Origin of the sequence: Chryseobacterium sp. CH21 (assembly GCF_004119445.1) — a bacterium.
GTDB lineage: Bacteria > Bacteroidota > Bacteroidia > Flavobacteriales > Weeksellaceae > Chryseobacterium.
Genome location: NZ_QICI01000050.1, coordinates 57,696 through 74,268 on the forward strand (window position 1 = coordinate 57,696; position 16,573 = coordinate 74,268).

The window sequence follows — 16,573 nt, forward strand, 5'->3', positions numbered from 1 at the left end:
CAGCGACATATAAATACAGCATCATCTTGATTCCTAAGGTATGACAAACTGTGTGTATCATTTTTATACCAGTTGTAATTGTCAGTTACAGTTTGTACGTAAAGTAAGGCAGTCTTTTTGTCACTCCGTAGGAGTCTCAGTAGCATAAAACAGCATAATCTGGGTTCCTGCGGAATGACAAACGTTGTGGATATTTTCTTTATTATAGTATAGAAAAGGTAATTTACGGAAATGATGAATTATTCTCCCAAATAATCAGCACAAAGCATAAATCATACAGATTTTGTAATAAACCATACACCTCGGTCAGAGCACTTCTTTTTAATTTTGTATTAAATAGATTGGAAATGAAGACCTCAGGCAATGACATCTCACGTAAAGACTTTATCCGACATTCAGCTTTGGCTGTAGCAGGACTTACTTTAATACCTAATATGATGAATGCATCTCCTTTGTTTGATAAAGATAATACTTCCGCAAAAGGAAAAATGAACCTTAAAAATGTTCGCCTGGAAACAGGTTTTGAATATCAGGATGGGGAAGTTGCCTCTACCAAAACTGATCTGTTTTATGTGGAAGTTGAAAACGGAAAAATTACAAAGATTGCAGCCAATCAACCGAATGCAAAAGCTGTAGACGCAAAAGGATTATTAATGCTTCCTGCCTTTAAAGATATGCATATTCATCTTGATAAAACATTTTATGGAGATAAGTGGCAGGCTGTCCGAAAAAGGACCGGAGGTGTCAAAGGAATGATAGAGCTGGAGCAGAAAATGCTTCCTGAAATGCTGAAGAACTCAACCTTCAAAGCTGAAAAACTGATCGAGCTGTTGCAATCAAAAGGAACTTCCTACGCTAGAAGCCACGTGAATATTGAACCCACTTCAAAACTTCAGTCATTAAAAAACCTGCAGAAAGCTTTAGAAAATAAAAAGAAAACCTTTGGAGCGGAATTGGTTGCCTTTCCACAGCATGGAGTATTCTATACAGATTCTGTATCGTATCTGAAAGAAGCAGCGAAGATGGATATTGATTTCATCGGTGGAGTAGATCCGTTCAACGTAGATGGAGACATTGAAAAAGTGGTGGATTTTACGGTTCAGCTTGCTTTAGATAATAAAAAAGGAATAGATATTCACTTACATGAAACCGGAGATTCCGGATTAAAAACGGTAGAATATCTGATTAAAAAAGTAAATGAAAATCCTACACTTAAAGGAAAAACTTACGTAAGCCACTGTTTTGTACTCGGAAAATTAGAAGTTGCGAAACAGGAGGAGATCGCTGAGAAACTGGGTGAAGCACAGATCGGAATTGTCTCCACAATCCCTTTCGGCAGACTGATTATGCCTATTCCCACTCTTTATAAACATAATGTAACTGTACTCACCGGAAATGACAGTATTGTTGATCACTGGAATACTTTTGGAACAGGAAGCGTCCTTCAGAAAGCCAACTTAATGGCCCAATTGTATGGATATTCAACAGAGTTTTTATTGTCAAGAAGTTTAAAATTGGCAACAGGAAATGTGCTGCCGTTAGATGATAAAGGTACTCAACAATGGCCAAAATCCGGGGATAAAGCAGATTTTGTATTGATGAATGCAAGCTGTTCAGCAGAAGCAGTATCAAGAATTTCAGACGTAGAATCATTGGTACATGATGGAAACATTGTTTTTTAATCAAGCATATAAAGTGATAAATAAATTTATATATTTTAGTTGTGTTTTTTGTAACCGCAAAGGGGGTAAAAGTTTTACGGGGGAAAACCTGAGAATTTATTAAGATTTTCGGAGACAGCCACAGAATGCAGATAGAAGCAGAAGATAGAGTGGTTGAGATAAAACTTTTGTTCCTTTTGTGGTTATTTTAGTTTTTCTCTTACAAATTTTAGTAATTTTAGGAGAAAATCAGGCAGAGTGGCTTACCATACAGATCATTTTCCTATTTTAGGAATTCAGGAATTTAGCGAAAACCAGTTAAACGGCTGTAATTTGCTGTTCAATGATCTTTCCGGAGCACGTTCCATTGATGTTCCTCACAAACATGATTTTTTTATTATCAATCTTTTTGAGCATGGAGCTGGCTCTCATACCATAGATTTTATAGAATATCAGGTGAAAGACTATCAGATTCACCTTGTTTTTCCAGACCAGGTGCACCAATGGGTGATTGAAAAAGAAACTATCGGCTATCAGCTGATGATCAGCAGAGATTGGTTTGAAAGTTTTCTGCCGTCGTTAAGGTTTTCTGCATCTTATTATCAAAATCATCCCGTGATCAATCTTTCCAAAGAAATTTTTGAAACTTTTCGCTATGAATTTCAGGAAATCAGAAAAGAGCTGAACAATGAAAAGATATTTTGGGAATTGATTCAGAAAAGAAGTGAATTGATTGGTTTGCTGGTAAGTAAATCTGTAGAAGGCGCTTTCAAAGATTTTGAAATTTATAATTCGAATCCTATTATTTCGAAATTCCTGCATCTCATAGACGAACATTTCAAAACAGAAAGATCCGTTTCTTTTTATGCCGATAAACTGAATATTTCCGCCAATTATCTGAATATTGTCTGCAAGAAAAGCCTCAATGCTTCAGCTTCATCTCTTATTCAGGACCGTATTTTACTGGAAGCCAAAAGGCTGTTGAAAGTTTCCGAAATGTCTGTAAAAGATATCGTATATGATCTCGGATTCTATGATCATGCCAGCTTTTCAAAATTTTTTAAAGCCCAGACGGGAATGACACCTTCCCAGTTCAAAGAATAATCTGTACAAAACAAGACATGATTGATACACCGGTTTTACCATAAAGCCGGGTTAATTTTGTATTGTTAAATTTAAAATCATGCAATTTCCCTATCAATTAACTGCAAAAGGAGCATATTCCCTTAAAAATGTCCGCCTGGAAACAGGTTTTGAATACGAAAATGAAGAGGTTATCGGAACAAAAACTGATCTTTTCAGTATTGAAATTGAAGACGGAAAAATAAAAACAGTCAAAGCCAATGATCCTGCTTCCAAAGCGATAGATGCTAAAGGATATCTGATGCTTCCGGCTTTCAGAGATATGCACATCCACCTGGATAAAACATTATATGGCCTTACATGGCAGGCACTTTCTCCGAAAAGAAGAACGGTGAAAGATATGATTGCTTATGAACAGGAAATCATCCCGGAACTGCTGAAAACTTCTGTAAGCAGGGCGGAGCAGTTGATCAGCCTGCAGCAGCATTACGGAACTCATTTTGCGAGAACCCATTTTAATATTGATCCTACATCAGGATTAAAATCATTGGAGCATCTTGAACAGGCTCTTGAAAATAAAAAAGATTCTTTTAAAGCCGAACTGGTTGCTTTTCCACAGCATGGAGTATATTACACAGAATCGGCTCCTTTGATGAAAGAAGCAGCCCAATTGAAAAGTGTAGGATTTATTGGTGGGCTGGATCCATTAAATATTGACGGAAGTATTGAAAAAGTAATGGATTTTACGGTTCAGCTGGCCTTAGATCACAATAAAGGAATTGATATCCACCTGCATGAAACAGGAGATTCCGGAATGAAAACTATCAATTATCTGATTGATAAAGCAATCGAAAATCCGACACTTCAGGGAAAAACATTTGTAAGCCATGCATTTGCTTTAGCTCATCTTTCTCCTAAAGAAACAGAGCAGATTGCAGAAAGACTGGCAGCAGGAAAAGTAGGAATCGCTTCTTCTGTACCTTTTAAAGGAAAGGTAATGCCCATTCCAACCCTGAAAAAATACGGAGTGAATGTACTAATCGGAAATGATAATGTGCAGGATTACTGGAGTACTTTCGGATCCGGAAGTATGCTGCAGAAAGCCAATCTGATTGCAGAATTGTACGGGTATGTCACAGAATATGCATTGTCAAGAGCTTTACAGTTCGCCACTCAAAGTATTATCCCTTTGGATGAAAAAGGAAAACAGCAGTGGCCTAAAGCTGGTGATGAAGCTGCTATTGTTCTGACAGACGCTTCATGTTCCGCAGAAGCTGTTTCCAGAATGTCTGAAATAAAAGCCCTGATGAATCACGGGAACTTATTTTGGAGAAATTAATTTGAAGTATATATATTTTTTATACACTTGTTTTTTGTAATCGCCATCTGATGTTTTTCAGGTGGCTTTTTTTTTGAATGATGAATGATGAATGATGAGGTTTCGGGGTACGGGATTCGAGGTTTCGAGATTCGTGATCTGGGTGTTTATTTTTTGATTGGGGATTCGGGTTTCGAGATACGTGATTTGGGAATTTGTGATACTATAATATCAATTTTATGATTTCTTATATTCAATAGGAACGGGCTATTATCCTGAGCATAGTCGAAGGGAGCCCGTTTAAACCTAATAAAAATTCCTCCGGCTTTAGCCGAAATCTATTAAAAAATCCGTGCTAATCTGTGAAAATCTGTGGTCGAACAAAAGAAATAGTGGTTCAAATTACAGTTTTTAATTTTCACAATGTGAACATCGCTTAATATTAATTTCGGGAGATAACAGCCATATTCAATAATAACCATTAAAAAAAGCCCCCGGAAAATACTTCCGAAGGCCTTCTATTTGAAATTAAATCTAAGTACTATATATTATAGGTTGAAGTTTGTCCATCCTGCATACCAAGTATCGTTGGCATCCTTTACAGCACCTTTGTAAGTAACCTGTGTAAACCAAGTCGCTAATTTAGGATTCGTAAATGCTCCTCCAGTTAATAATGGAGAACCTGCTGAAGGAGTGAAGTTTGGTGTAGTTCCTGCAGGAGCCCATGCACCAGCAAGTTTTACATCAGCAGTAGAAGCAAGGATTGTATTTCCTTTCGCATTAAACCAAGTTGTAAGATCGTTTAATGTATAAGTTGTAGGAGTAGATGTAGATGGCCCGAATTTTAAAGGAGTTGTATTTCCTGCTAAAACGTTGTTTTCAAAGAATAATTTATTCCCTACAATATTGTTATCCGTTGGAGCTCCTTTCGTAGCATCAATGAATAAACCTACAGGGAATCCTGTGAATACAGAGTTGAATACAGAGATAGAAGAGTTTCTTCTGATCTGTAATGCATTCTGGAATAATGCGTTGATTGATCCCGGAGCCGCAGAGTTGATTGGCCCGATGATCGTCATGTTAGAGAATGTAGCGGATGTCTGAGGTGTCAAAGTAGAACCGTTAGCATCATTATCAGATTCAAATGCGTTAGAACCTGAAACGTCAGCAACCTGAGAATCTCTTACTGCAATACCAAACTGTACATTTCCTGAGAAACCGTTATCTGTATCGAAATCATCATCAAGACCTTTGTAAGAAATAAGGTGAGAACAGTTTACTGTTCCTCCGAACCATTCAAAACTGTCATCATTAGCATAAGCAACTTCTACATAATCTACAGTAGTTCCGCTACCTACACCACCGAATGTAAGTCCGTTGATCTCTTTATCCGGTAAGAATGCATATCCTGCATATTCTATTCTTACATATTTTAATACACCACTGTTGTCAGCAGCATTGTTTCCACCGTAAAGTCCAAGACCTTCAGAGTTGTTGATACCTCCTTCAATCTCTCCAACTCCGTTTGCTCCACCGAAAGAAGCATTAGTAGGAGCATTTCCTAAGATTACTACACCTGCCCAGTCTCCTCTTTTAGGACTTGGTTTTTCAGAAGTGAAGATAATTGGGTTAGCAGCAGTACCTTCTGCCATGATTTTACTTCCTTTTGTAATGATCAAAGCTCCGTTTTTATCAGCTTCACCTACAATCTTTGTACCTGGCTCGATAGTTAAAGTAGCTCCGTTAGTTACGTATACTAGTCCTCTTAGCTTATAGATTTTATTGGCTTTAAGCGTAAGGCTGGAAGTGATTTTTCCTGAAAGAATAAGGTTTTCAGTATCTCCGTTTCCGTTACCTCCATTTTGAATAATGGTAGGTCCATCTTCTTCTATATTTCTACATGCGGTAGTTGATACTAGAGCGCCAAGCATTAAAGAATATAAAACGAACTTTTTCATGTTATAAAGAATTAAATTATTTATTAGATTATTTTGAGTGAATTAAAAATTGTATCCCAGTGTTAAACTGATATTGGTTCCTGAAAGTCTTTCAATAGCAAGAGCATCTTTGCTGTCATATTTACCGTTGTCGTTCAGGTCATGGTAGAACTTAGCACGACGGTTCAGAATATCTGAAACATTCAGCTTGATCTCTCCTTTGTTGCTCCAGATCTTTTTAGCAACCTGGAAGTCAAGAAGAGGTCTTGGTGCTTCCCAGATGGGTGGTACCTGATCGTTTCCTACATAAAGGATTCTTCTTCCAATCATGTTGAATAATACTGTAGAAGACCATCCTGATTTTTCAGTATCATACTGTAGGCTTACGTTAACAGTGTATGGAGATTGTCCCTGCATTGGTCTGTCAATCTTAGTAGCCTCGTCTGTTACTTTGTTTTTAATTAAAGCAACGTTTCCACCCAGCGTAAAGTTTTTAAGAGCACTTACAAAATCCAGTTTTTTCTTACTTCAAATTCTACCCCGTAAGCATCAGCTTTATCTACGTTAAGGTAGTTGAAGGTATTACTGGTTCCTACCCCAGACTGGTTGAAGTATAATTCGATAGGTTTTTTAAAGTTTTTATAGAAACCTGCCACGGATATAATTTCTCCGTTTCTTGGGTAATATTCCCAACGAACATCGGCACTCGTGATTTTAGTTCTTTCAATAGATTTATTACCGATTACCGTAGCTCCAAGGTCAAAATCATAATATGCTAAAGGAGAAACCTCTCTGAATTCTGGTCTTACAACAGTTTGTGAACCGGCAACACGGATATTCATTTTAGGATTTACCTTGAATGTCAAGTTAACGGCTGGTAAAAAGTCTGTAACACGGGTATTGACAAAACGGTCATCACTTTTCTTCGTGCTTCCTACCAATTGGTCAAAGTTTTCAACTCTTAATCCCCAAACAGCTCTTAACCATGGTGTAAAGTTATTGTCAAACTGTAAATATCCTGCGTTAAGGATGGTGTTGGCAATATATCTGTACTGGTTTCCTGCAATTTCATCAAATGTAAATCCACCATTACCTCCGAAATTTTCAGGATTGAAAATAGTTTCAAAAGGCTGGGAAAGTAATCCCTGGTTGAAATTTTCAAGTCTTACTGAGAAAGGTCTTGAGTTGTATATTCTGTCTTTTACCTGGAATAAATAACCTCCTTTGATCGTTTGTTTTTGACCAAACATGGTAAATGTCTTGGAGATATCACCTCCTGCATTGTATAGATAATCACTTAAAGTAGAGTAGAATACACTTCCTGATTTTTGAGAAAGACCATTAGAAATCAATGCTAAATAAGGACTTCCTGTCATGTTGGTATATTGGTTATACTGCAAACGCTGCAATAAAGGAATATACTGATCAAGGATTCCGAAGCTTCCGTACCAGTTTACGGTAAGTCCGCCAAGAACATCAATTTTATGGTTACCGGTAAGGGTAGAGTTATAGAAAGTAGTTTCTTTAAATCCGATTTCCCTTGCCATAATGTTTGTTCCGTTGATCGGATCAAATTCAAAGTCCTTTCCTGTTCTGAAGGACATGTGGTTCACTGTATTATTCGTGATGATATTCTTTAGGGAAATTTTATTGTTGCTGTTCAGCTTTAAAGCTAAGTTCAACATTCCTCCTAAAATAATATCATTGCTGTATTTTTCTGTATAGTAATCGAAGTTAGTATCTGCAAGCTGGTCGTTGATGGTAAAGAAACGGTTGGTAGACTCAGTTCTTCTTTTGTTGTTACTGTAGTTTAAAACTGCAATTACCCCTAAATCTTTTCCGAATACTTTGGTATTAAATCCACCGTCTAACTGTAAACTGATGTTTTCAGGATAACCGATACTGTTGTATCCCAAATTCTTTGTATATCCTTTACCAATCTCTGTTTTCTGAGCTTCAGTCAGAATACTGAAAGCATTTTTCGCAGGCATATTGGTAGGAAGCTTTCTGTAACCGTCATCAATTCCTAAAAAGTCCCATTTTCCGCCTTTCTGCATATGGAACTCCTGTCCCATAGTAGCTGTATTTCCTCCTACACCCACTTGTACATTGAAGAAATTCTTATTAGGAATATCCTTAGTATTTACCTGAATCAAAGCCCCTCCCCATTCTCCGGTATATTCAGGAATGAAAGTTTTGTTGATAACAAGCGTTTCGATAACGTTAGCAGGGAAAAGGTCGAAAGAGAAAGTCTTTCTGTCAGGCTCCGTACTGGATAACTGAATACCATTTAACATCGCTTGGTTGTAACGGTCTGATAAACCTCTTACTACGATATATTTTCCTTCAGATAAACTCACTCCGGAAACTCTTTTCAGAACTTCACCCGTGTTTCTGTCCGGACTTCTTTTAATAGCTTCAACACCAATCACCTGAGAAACTACACCAGCGTTCTTTTGTAAACCGATCGTAGAGGCTATGGTTTCTTTTCTTGCGTTTGATTTTATGACAACTCCCTCAATTTCTTTTTCTTTAGTAGATGGCTTGTCCATTACGATATCAAGATGAGTATTACCTTCGTTTTTGATGATAACCTCGCTGATCTCTTTTCTGTTATACCCATTGGAGCTTACCGTTACAACGTAATTGGTACCAGGGGAAAGGTTGATAGAGTAGTATCCGGAAATGTCAGTAGTTACCTCCTGCCCATTTACTTTTACTTTTACCCCTTCTATAGGAGTGTTATCTTTCTCGTCCAATACCCTACCTTCCAAAATTTGGCTTTGTGCAAAAGCATAGCCAGCAGAAAACAAGGCAAGTAGCATAATGCTCTTGTGGAGTTGTTTTTTCATTTTACTTCTTTTACTTCTTTTTCAAGGGCAAAATAAAGGCTAAGTTTTTAGGAAAACTTTAGGATAATCTTAATTAATTGTGAAATTTGTATTAACGAATGAGAAGATTTTATAGTTATTGATGTTTTATTTATATAATTATAATTTTTGTTTTAATTTTAGAATTTATTCCTTATATTTGATTTGTGTGTATTTATTTGTTGATTTTTTATTGATTTTGTAATTTTAAGTCAAAATGTAGTTTTTTAATAATTAGTTAACATTTGACGGATAGATGAAATCAATTGAAATAATTAATTTTGTGGGAATTCTTAAACTAGAAGATGAGCAAAAAAATTCTTTTAATAGACGATGAACTGGACATTTTAGAGATTCTGTCTTACAATTTGGAAAAGGAAGGGTATGATATCTATACCGCTACCAATGGTAACGAAGGTATAGAAAAAGCAAAGGAAATTGTTCCGGACCTTATCTTATTAGATGTCATGATGCCTGAGAAAGATGGTATAGAAACCTGTCAGGAACTTCGTAAAGTGAAAGAACTTCAAAAAACACTTATTGTGTTCCTTTCTGCAAGAAGCGAAGAATTTTCTCAATTAGCAGGTTTTCAGGCGGGTGCCAATGATTACATCGTAAAACTGATCAAACCGAAAATCCTTATCTCTAAAGTGAATGCATTATTACAGCTTACCTCTCAGGTATCTGACAATGCTAAACTAATCGAAATCGGAGACCTGGTTATCGACAAAGATAATTTCAGAGTGTCCAAAAGCGGACAGCAATTTCTACTTCCCAAAAAAGAATTTGATTTGCTTTACCTTTTGGCTTCCAATACTGAAAAAGTTTTCAAGAGAGAAGAAATTCTGGAAAAAGTTTGGGGTAATGATGTGATTGTAGGAGAGAGAACCATTGATGTTCATATCAGAAGGCTGAGAGAAAAGCTGGGAATCAATACGATTCAGACATTAAAAGGGATTGGGTATAAACTGATCGTTTAATTCGCTAAAAATCTTAACTTTACGTTCAATCATTAAAACGTTGTAAAATTGAAATTTTACAGACTTACCCTCGTTGCCTCCTGTCTGCTGACACTGGTAATGTTCCTTTTGGTAGTCGTATTCGACTCACTGAAAGATATCTATTATGAGACCCCTTTGTTTAAAACGGGTCTTTTCATCTGTATTGTCCTGATCTTTCTGATCAACTGTGTGGTATTGGAGCTTCTTTTCAATTACTACAGCAGAAAACAGGTAAAAGGGCTTTCCGGCTTTCTTCCCCAGGAAATAGTACAGAATCATGACGAAAATATCACCATCAAAGAATTAGGAGAAAGATTTTCAGATCTCAATCAGCAGCAGGTATCAGAAATTGATATGATGAAAGAGATGGAAAGCTACCGTAAAGAATACATCGGAAATGTTTCCCATGAGCTGAAAACTCCTCTGTTTTCTATCCAGGGATATGTGGAAACTTTAAGAGATGGTGGAGTAGACAATCTTACCATCAGAGATAAATATTTGGAAAGGATAGACATATCTGTGGAAAGATTGATTGCTATTGTGAAAGATCTGGATATGATCAACAGACTTGAAGCCGGAGAAATTAATCTTACCGTTTCAAAATTTGATGTTAATCTTCTGATTAAAGAAATTTTTGATCTTCTTGATCTCGAAGCTGAAAAACGAAATACAACATTACAGATTCAGACCCTTCATCCGCAGATCTTTGTGGAAGCTGATAAACAAAAGATTTCCCAGGTTTTCATTAATCTTATTTCCAATGCGATTCATTATGCTAACAGGCAGGAAGCAAAAGTAATCGTAAAAACCAGTGTCCTGAAAAATAAGGTGCTGATTGAAGTGATAGACAACGGAATGGGAATCAAATCTGAAATACTTCCAAGAATCTTCGAAAGATTTTACCGCGTAGAAACCAGCAGAAGCCGAAGAGAAGGAGGTTCCGGGCTTGGTTTGGCGATCGTAAAGCACATACTGGAAGCACATAACGAAAATATTACCGTAGAAAGTGTCTACCTTGAAGGTACAAAGTTCAGTTTTATGCTTGAAAAAAGTAAATAATTCCGGCAAAATGTAAGAAAAAAAAATATTTTAAAAAATCCTGAAATATTTTTTGTCACATGTCATTTATTATATATTTGCAACAGAGATTTATCATAATTATAAAGGCAAAAAAGTAATTTAAGAAACTGATATGGTTTACAAAATCCGCGTAATATTAGATGCGAAAGAGGATATTTTCCGTGATGTCGAAGTTAAGGGAAAACAAACGTTATGGAACTTACATTTAGGAATTAAAAGTGCATTCAGTCTGCAGGGAGATGAGCTTTCTACTTTTAATCTGTTAGAAGATGACGGAACAATCGTAAAAAGTGTCCCATTGGAAGATATGAGTGATGATGGTGATGGTGAGATTATGTCAGATGTTTACATTGATGAAGCTTTTGCAAATGTAGGCGACAAAGCACAGTTCCAGTACGGACTTCTTGATCTTTGGGAATTCTTCTGTGAGCTTATAGAAGTAATTGAAGAGACAAAAGGAGTTAATTATCCTATTACAGTATACCGATTTGGAAATGTTCCATTGAAGGCTCCTAGCAAAAACGGAAGTGCAGGAGGATCTAAAAAGAAATCAGCAATGCCTTTGGCAGATGACGAGTTTGGTTTTGATGACGATTTTGGGGCAGGAGGTAATTTTTCAGATGAAGATGATGACAGCTTCGATGATGAGGAAGAAGAAGACTACAATGACGATGTCTTTGATGATGAAGATGACAATGATGACGAAAGATAGTCAACAAAAATATATCAGCCCTGGATTTTGATCCGGGGCTTTTTTATGGCAAAATGATAAAATAACAAAAAGAGAATTTACAAATATCCTGATTTTGTTATTTCCCCTTTCCACCCAAAAAACATTCCTTACTTTTGTTAAAAATAGATTGATGAAAAAATTAATTTTATTAGCTGTAATTGGTCTGGGAATTGTTTCCTGTACCACTCAAAAAAATACAAAGAAGATGACAGAACTGCCAAAAGATTGGAAACACACCACAAATATTTATGAAGTAAACGTAAGACAATATACTCAGGAAGGAACCTTCAAAGCATTTGCCAAAGAAATGCCCCGCCTGAAATCTATGGGCGTAAAAACACTCTGGTTTATGCCCATTACTCCAATTGCCCAGCAGAATAAAAAAGGAAGCATGGGCAGTCCTTATGCAGCAGCAGATTATACATCCATTAACCCCGAATTCGGGACGCTGCAGGATTTTAAAGATATGGTGAATGAAGCACACAGATTAGGATTTAAAGTAATCATAGACTGGGTAGCCAATCATACAGGATGGGATCATGTATGGACAAAAACACATCCGGAGTTTTATCTGAAAGATCCGGACGGTAAATTCCATATTGCTTCCGGGATGGACGATATTATTGAGTTGGATTATAAAAACCAGGAAATGCGTCTAGCAATGATAGATGCTATGAAATTCTGGGTGAAAGAAACCAATATTGATGGTTTCCGATGCGACCTTGCTTCATGGGTAGAAGTAGATTTCTGGGAGCAGGCACGTCCCGAAGTAGAAAAAGTGAAGCCGCTTTTCTGGCTGGGAGAATTTGACGAATTGGAAAGTCCCGAGTACGGAAAAGTTTTCGATGCCAGCTATTCCTGGAAATGGATGCATAAAACGGCTGACTATTACAAAAAAATGAACCTCTTCAGGAATTAAAAGACCTTCTGAGACAGTATTCCAATATCGGAGATACTTCTATGAGGGCCTGGTTTACCGCAAACCACGACGAAAATTCATGGAATGGAACCGAATATGAAAAATACGGAGTGATTACCAAACCAATGGCCGTATTTTCTGCCACATGGAATGGAGTTCCACTATTATACTCCGGACAGGAGCTTCCAAATATGAAAAGACTTGAGTTTTTCGAGAAAGATGTCATCAAATGGACGAATACTTATCAGCTGGCAGGTTTCTATAAAACATTATTAGATTTAAAATCTTCCAATCCTGCTTTAAAAGGAGGAGATCCTAATGTGACTACATACCTGCTGAATACAACGGCAAACGACAAAATTTTGGCTTATGTAAGAAAAAATGGGAAAGATGAAGTATTGGTAGTGCTGAATATGTCGAAAGAACCCGTTAGCTTTTCAATAGAAGACGAACACGTGTCTGGAACATTCAAAAATATTTTTGATAAAACGAAAAGAGATTTCAGCAATGGAAAAGACTTCAGCTTCAAAGTTTCGGATTATGCAGTATTTGAAAAATAAGTAGTAGTAAATCTTAACGACTGGTCTTTAAAGGTACTCAATTCCCCTCCTGCGGAGGGATTTCAAAATCTATGATTTTGATGGGGTGGTTTTTAACACTCACATAAAACAACGATCATCCAATGAACAAACAGGAAATAATCAATATCATTAAAACAAAAGCGGCTGAAAAAATCCAGTATTTTGAAAATCTCATCACAGAAACAAGAGCTTCCAACAATGATACGAAAAGCTCAATGGGTGATAAGTATGAAACCGGAAGAGAAATGCTTCAGCAGGAAATAAATAATCTTCAGAGACAGCTCAATGAAGTGTTGAACCAGCAGGCTGTTTTACAGAAAATAACTTCTGATCCTTCTGAAAAAGTTCAGAATGGCGCGCTGGTAAAAACCAATAAAGGATTGTTTTATGTCGCTGTTTCAATGGGAGAAATTACTTTTGAGAACCATAAAATCATGACTGTTTCTGCAGAATCTCCTTTGGTAAAAGTGATGTATAGTAAAAAAGCCGGAGAAACATTTACTGTTAATACCATTCATCAGACCATTGAAAATATATGGTAAAATTAATATCTGTTAGATAGCAGATATCCAGTTGTTTAATAGAAAATAGACATCATTCCCATAAAAAGCATTCATAAAAGTGAGTGCTTTTTTTGTTGGTTTTTACTAAATTTGAAACTTAAAATCTCATTCAAAATGCAAAACTACCTGGACCTTTTACAGCATATTTTAGATAACGGAACTGATAAAACCGATAGAACAGGCACTGGAACAAGAAGTGTGTTCGGATATCAGTTAAGATATGATCTGTCAAAAGGATTTCCTTTGGTAACTACCAAAAAAGTGCATTTGAAATCTATTGTTTATGAGCTGCTTTGGTTTCTGAAAGGAGATACCAATATCAAATACCTTAAAGATAACGGAGTAAGCATCTGGGATGAATGGGCCAATGAAAATGGAGATCTTGGGCCGGTTTACGGAGCACAATGGAGAAGTTGGAGTGGTGCAGACGGAAAAGTAGTGGATCAGATTACAGAAGTAATTGATCAGATTAAGAAGAACCCGGATTCCCGAAGACTCATTGTATCAGCGTGGAATGTTGCGGAAATTCCTAATATGGCTTTGGCGCCTTGTCACGCTTTGTTTCAGTTTTATGTAGCAGATGGTAAATTATCCTTACAGTTATATCAGAGAAGTGCAGACGTATTCCTTGGAGTACCATTCAATATTGCAAGTTATGCTTTACTCTTGATGATGGTAGCACAGGTTTGTGATCTGGAAGTTGGAGATTATGTTCACAGTTTTGGAGATGTTCATATTTACAATAACCACTTTGAGCAGGTGAACAGACAGCTTGGAAGAGAACCTAGATCACTTCCTACTATGAAGCTGAATCCAGAGGTAAAAAACATTTTCGATTTTGATTTTGAAGACTTTACCTTAGAAAACTATGATCCGCATCCTGGGATTAAAGCCCCTGTAGCAATTTAAGATCTTGTCATATTAACCTGATATCCTTTTTTTTATTAATATAAGTCTGTTATTTTTAACATTAATAAAAATATTATCTTATTGTAATTTTAAAAAATAATATGAAGGAAAAAATAAACAATCATTATCTGACATTTTTGAATGTTTTAATCATTGTTTATAATCTTTATATCGGTCTGTCCATTTTTAAAGAAAAAGTAATACTAACGGATGATTTGGCAAGGGTATATGAATTAAGAACCATTTCAGGATCATATTTCAATTATATCCATTCCTTTCTGGATTCTGTGACCATGGCAGCCAGACCAGTTTCAGGATTAGTGACGGGATCTCTGTTTTATCTGGCAAAAAATAATGAATCTGTCTATTTTTGGGACTCCTTTTTTTCCACTTTCATTAGCGGTTGTTTATTGGGTAGCTAAAAATATAGTATCAAAAGAATTGGCCAGCTTGATTACTTTATTGTATTCGTGCTCCGTGATTGGTACAAGTATTCAGTTTTCTCCTCTTATGCTTAATTCCAATCTGGCAACAATTTTCTTTGCTTTGAGCATTTATTATGCCTATGTTCGGGACAAAATTGTACCCAGTTCCTTGTTTTTCATTGCCTCGGTATTGAGTTATGAAATATTTCTTCCTTTAATACTGCTCAATCTTTTTCTTATTAAAGAAAATAAAAAACGTATTCTGTTTGCAATTCTTACTACAGGATTCATTGTTATTTTCAGAAAGATTATCCAGCCCGGCCTATTTGTAAATTCTTATGAGAGAGAGTTTGTTGGTAAAATCTTTGAATTAAAGAGGGTTGCGCTTGTGGTGATTTTTGATCTGAAACTATTCTTTAAAGATATTTTTATGGTGATCTATAAAGGAGTGTTGAATATGAAAAAATGCATGTTTTAGAAATTGTATTATCATTTATCATTCCTTCAATAGTGTATAAAGTATTTTGTAATTATGACTTTAAAAGCAGAGTGACAAACTTAAAAAAGCTGAGCTTAATTTCTTTTATATCAATAGTATTAGGATTGAGTATCTTCCTTTTTTCATCCTATGTTCCAACTCTTTTCGGATTTGATAACAGGAATCTTGGAGCCATACGGCTTTTTTATTCCCTGTTTATTATTTCAGGAGTCATTTGGCTTTCAATAAAACTAAAATTGAAACAGAAAACAATCAGTATATTTCTATCGGTAATCACTTTTTTTCTTGTGATTACCAATATCAGTGTAAAAGATTCATGGATCTATGCAACTAAGTTTAATAACGAATTATTCAGCAAACTGAATACCGCGATCAAAGAAAATAATATTGAGAATGGTAATATCTGTCTGGAATATGATATGTCTGATGAACTTAAATCCAACCCCAATCTTATATTGAGAGAACCTCTTTTTTATAATGACTGGGAAGCCCCTTTACTAAGTGAAATGAACGGAATTGATCCCAAAAAAATTCATGTTTACAATAAGGATAGAAAGGTGAGTTGTGAGATAATATTTCATTATAAAAACGGGAGAATGACCCGTGCAAAATAGTTCTGATTACAAATTATACGGAGATAAATTCTTCAGTACACTTTCTTTTGGTAATTGTTTCTTACATTTGAAAGAACAACTTCAACTCCTTGAAGCCTTAGAAAAGGAACAGATGGGAAGGTGTATATGATAAAGTTCAAATGTTTAAAAATAAATCATGAAGTATTTAAAAATCAATATCGAAGAAAATGCAGACATTGAAGCCCTGAAAAATGCAGTACTTCAGTTAAAAGGTGTAGCCTCAGCAGAAATAGTAGATGATGAAAACCCTGAAAGTGAATTGAAAAAAGCCTTTGCCAAAACCAAAGAACAGCTTAAAACAGGTGATTATGAAACCTTAGTCAATGATATTTTTGATATCATCATTAAAAAATAATTCT

17 protein-coding genes are annotated in these 16,573 nt (G+C 35.9%); 14 read left to right on the plus strand and 3 right to left on the minus strand.

Features of this window, described 5'->3' with window-relative positions; translation table 11 throughout:
- Nucleotides 1-347 precede the first annotated feature (347 nt).
- The 3 genes from BOQ62_RS10190 to BOQ62_RS10200 all read left to right on the plus strand — a co-directional run bounded on the left by BOQ62_RS10190 (nt 348) and on the right by BOQ62_RS10200 (nt 4,083).
- Nucleotides 348-1,682, plus strand: a complete 1,335-nt coding sequence (locus tag BOQ62_RS10190) for an amidohydrolase (RefSeq protein ID WP_129039188.1) — start codon at nt 348-350, stop codon at nt 1,680-1,682.
- Nucleotides 1,683-1,919: 237 nt separating this feature from the next.
- Nucleotides 1,920-2,765 (plus strand): AraC family transcriptional regulator, encoded by an 846-nt coding sequence (locus BOQ62_RS10195; protein ID WP_129039190.1) that lies wholly within the window; start codon nt 1,920-1,922, stop codon nt 2,763-2,765.
- Nucleotides 2,766-2,844: 79 nt separating this feature from the next.
- Nucleotides 2,845-4,083: an amidohydrolase gene (locus BOQ62_RS10200; protein WP_129039192.1), complete on the plus strand. Its 1,239-nt coding sequence runs from the start codon at nt 2,845-2,847 to the stop codon at nt 4,081-4,083.
- 527 nt (nt 4,084-4,610) lie between these two features.
- On the opposite strand, the gene BOQ62_RS10205 is transcribed toward BOQ62_RS10200, so the two are convergent.
- The 3 genes from BOQ62_RS10205 to BOQ62_RS10215 are packed head-to-tail and all read right to left on the minus strand — an operon-like array spanning nt 4,611 to nt 8,851.
- Nucleotides 4,611-6,020 (minus strand): hypothetical protein, encoded by a 1,410-nt coding sequence (locus BOQ62_RS10205; protein WP_129039194.1) that lies wholly within the window; start codon nt 6,018-6,020, stop codon nt 4,611-4,613.
- Between the two features lie 42 nt (nt 6,021-6,062).
- Nucleotides 6,063-6,515, minus strand: a complete 453-nt coding sequence (locus tag BOQ62_RS10210) for an outer membrane beta-barrel protein (protein WP_129039196.1) — start codon at nt 6,513-6,515, stop codon at nt 6,063-6,065.
- A complete protein-coding gene (locus BOQ62_RS10215) occupies nt 6,503-8,851 on the minus strand; it encodes a carboxypeptidase regulatory-like domain-containing protein (protein ID WP_129039198.1) in 2,349 nt (782 codons plus the stop codon). The genes BOQ62_RS10210 and BOQ62_RS10215 overlap by 13 nt, the downstream gene beginning before the upstream one ends.
- Nucleotides 8,852-9,174: 323 nt before the next feature.
- On the opposite strand from BOQ62_RS10215, the gene BOQ62_RS10220 reads away from it, so the two are divergent.
- The 11 genes from BOQ62_RS10220 (at nt 9,175) to BOQ62_RS10265 (ending at nt 16,569) form a co-directional block, all read left to right on the plus strand.
- Entirely contained in the window at nt 9,175-9,849 is a 675-nt protein-coding gene (locus BOQ62_RS10220) for a response regulator (RefSeq protein WP_002977493.1), read from the plus strand.
- Between the two features lie 48 nt (nt 9,850-9,897).
- Entirely contained in the window at nt 9,898-10,929 is a 1,032-nt protein-coding gene (locus BOQ62_RS10225) for a sensor histidine kinase (RefSeq protein WP_121488615.1), read from the plus strand.
- Nucleotides 10,930-11,062: 133 nt separating this feature from the next.
- Entirely contained in the window at nt 11,063-11,662 is a 600-nt protein-coding gene (locus BOQ62_RS10230) for an IS1096 element passenger TnpR family protein (RefSeq protein ID WP_129039200.1), read from the plus strand.
- 151 nt (nt 11,663-11,813) lie between these two features.
- On the plus strand, nt 11,814-12,602 hold the full coding sequence (locus BOQ62_RS23140; protein WP_228413926.1) for an alpha-amylase family glycosyl hydrolase: 789 nt from the start codon (nt 11,814-11,816) through the stop codon (nt 12,600-12,602).
- A 41-nt stretch (nt 12,603-12,643) separates the two neighbouring features.
- Entirely contained in the window at nt 12,644-13,162 is a 519-nt protein-coding gene (locus BOQ62_RS23145; protein ID WP_228413928.1) for an alpha-glucosidase C-terminal domain-containing protein, read from the plus strand.
- Between the two features lie 122 nt (nt 13,163-13,284).
- The gene (locus BOQ62_RS10240) at nt 13,285-13,725 is read left to right on the plus strand and encodes a hypothetical protein (RefSeq protein ID WP_129039202.1); all 441 of its coding nucleotides are present in this window, start codon (nt 13,285-13,287) and stop codon (nt 13,723-13,725) included.
- A gap of 135 nt (nt 13,726-13,860) precedes the next feature.
- Entirely contained in the window at nt 13,861-14,655 is a 795-nt protein-coding gene (locus BOQ62_RS10245; RefSeq protein WP_129039204.1) for a thymidylate synthase, read from the plus strand.
- Nucleotides 14,656-14,756: 101 nt separating this feature from the next.
- Nucleotides 14,757-15,077: a hypothetical protein gene (locus tag BOQ62_RS10250; RefSeq protein WP_129039206.1), complete on the plus strand. Its 321-nt coding sequence runs from the start codon at nt 14,757-14,759 to the stop codon at nt 15,075-15,077.
- A complete protein-coding gene (locus BOQ62_RS10255; RefSeq protein ID WP_129039208.1) occupies nt 15,010-15,558 on the plus strand; it encodes a hypothetical protein in 549 nt (182 codons plus the stop codon). Before BOQ62_RS10250 ends, BOQ62_RS10255 begins: the two co-directional genes overlap by 68 nt.
- Before the next feature lie 257 nt (nt 15,559-15,815).
- Entirely contained in the window at nt 15,816-16,193 is a 378-nt protein-coding gene (locus BOQ62_RS22465; protein WP_164976723.1) for a hypothetical protein, read from the plus strand.
- Nucleotides 16,194-16,350: 157 nt separating this feature from the next.
- Entirely contained in the window at nt 16,351-16,569 is a 219-nt protein-coding gene (locus tag BOQ62_RS10265) for a hypothetical protein (RefSeq protein WP_062674294.1), read from the plus strand.
- Nucleotides 16,570-16,573: the final 4 nt, after the last annotated feature.

What these genes read in the sequence shown, in the direction of transcription:
- BOQ62_RS10215 (WP_129039198.1), bottom strand. Translation starts at nt 8,851, where the DNA reads ATGAAAAAACAACTCCACAAGAGCATTATGCTACTTGCCTTGTTTTCT.
- BOQ62_RS23140 (WP_228413926.1), top strand. Translation starts at nt 11,814, where the DNA reads ATGAAAAAATTAATTTTATTAGCTGTAATTGGTCTGGGAATTGTTTCC.
- BOQ62_RS10230 (WP_129039200.1), top strand. Translation starts at nt 11,063, where the DNA reads ATGGTTTACAAAATCCGCGTAATATTAGATGCGAAAGAGGATATTTTC.
- BOQ62_RS10265 (WP_062674294.1), top strand. Translation starts at nt 16,351, where the DNA reads ATGAAGTATTTAAAAATCAATATCGAAGAAAATGCAGACATTGAAGCC.
- BOQ62_RS10240 (WP_129039202.1), top strand. Translation starts at nt 13,285, where the DNA reads ATGAACAAACAGGAAATAATCAATATCATTAAAACAAAAGCGGCTGAA.
- BOQ62_RS23145 (WP_228413928.1), top strand. Translation starts at nt 12,644, where the DNA reads ATGAGGGCCTGGTTTACCGCAAACCACGACGAAAATTCATGGAATGGA.
- BOQ62_RS10190 (WP_129039188.1), top strand. Translation starts at nt 348, where the DNA reads ATGAAGACCTCAGGCAATGACATCTCACGTAAAGACTTTATCCGACAT.
- BOQ62_RS10245 (WP_129039204.1), top strand. Translation starts at nt 13,861, where the DNA reads ATGCAAAACTACCTGGACCTTTTACAGCATATTTTAGATAACGGAACT.
- BOQ62_RS10255 (WP_129039208.1), top strand. Translation starts at nt 15,010, where the DNA reads ATGAATCTGTCTATTTTTGGGACTCCTTTTTTTCCACTTTCATTAGCG.
- BOQ62_RS10200 (WP_129039192.1), top strand. Translation starts at nt 2,845, where the DNA reads ATGCAATTTCCCTATCAATTAACTGCAAAAGGAGCATATTCCCTTAAA.
- BOQ62_RS10250 (WP_129039206.1), top strand. Translation starts at nt 14,757, where the DNA reads ATGAAGGAAAAAATAAACAATCATTATCTGACATTTTTGAATGTTTTA.
- BOQ62_RS10220 (WP_002977493.1), top strand. Translation starts at nt 9,175, where the DNA reads ATGAGCAAAAAAATTCTTTTAATAGACGATGAACTGGACATTTTAGAG.
- BOQ62_RS10205 (WP_129039194.1), bottom strand. Translation starts at nt 6,020, where the DNA reads ATGAAAAAGTTCGTTTTATATTCTTTAATGCTTGGCGCTCTAGTATCA.